This is a genomic window from Streptomyces nanhaiensis, from assembly GCF_046614825.1.
GTDB classification, from domain to species: Bacteria; Actinomycetota; Actinomycetes; order Streptomycetales; family Streptomycetaceae; genus Streptomyces; species Streptomyces radiopugnans.
Window position 1 is genome coordinate 1 of sequence record NZ_JBKJFM010000369.1, and the last position, 840, is coordinate 840.

Annotated in this window: 1 pseudogene; it reads right to left on the reverse strand. The window is 78.8% G+C overall.

Annotation, left to right across the window (positions count from 1 at the left end):
* Nucleotides 1-840: pseudogene (locus tag ACLIYP_RS30640) on the reverse strand (LuxR family transcriptional regulator); the annotation flags it as partial.

Sequence of the window (840 nt, forward strand, 5' to 3'; positions counted from 1 at the left end):
CGCAGTCCGGCCTCGGCGTGGGCCCGGGCCCGGCTGTGCCGCCCGGCCCGCAGCTCGCTGTAGGCCAGGTGCTCCAGCGCCTGGGGGACGACGGCGGCCGGCCCGCACGCCCGGGCGGCGGCCAGGGCGCGGGTGTTGAGGTCGTGGGCCGCCGCGACGTCGCCGACGACCAGGGCCACGATCCCGGCCCGTATCAGCCTCCAGGGCTGCCGTTCGCGGGCGGCGTGCTCCAGGACGCGCAGCAGCACCGGCCCGCCGCGGGCGATGTCGCCGGACAGCACCGCGTCCAGGCCCGCGCAGTAGTCGTCGAGCAGCGGGTCCTCGGCTGGGGTCCTCAGCCCGGCGATGCGGGCGAGGTCGGCGCGGAACCCGGCGATGTCGCCGACCGCCCAGGTCGCCTCGGTCGCGTGGAGCAGTGCCCGGCGGGCGGTGTGCGGGTCGTAGGGGGCCAGCAGCCGGGCGGCGTACGACAGCAGCTCATGGGCGTCGGTGACCACGCCGTTGCGCAACTCCAGTACCCCGCGCACGAGTTCGGTGCGGCCGCGCACGGTGTCGTGGACGGGCAGCGCACGGGCCCGGTCCAGCAGGGCCAGGGCCCGGTGCGGGCGTCCGGCCGACCAGGCGTGTTCGGCCGCGGCGGTCAGCCGGGCCGCGCGCACGCCGGTGTCCTGGGCCCAGCCGGGTCCGTCGCCGGCGCCGGTGAGCTCGGCGGACCGCCACAGGGCGTCGGCCAGTTCGGCGTGGGTGTGCTCGTCGCTGGCCGTGGTGTCGGAGGCGGTGGCGGCCAGCGCGTCGGCGAGTTCCGGGTCGGCGCCCTCCTGCGGCAGGGCGGCCGCGGCG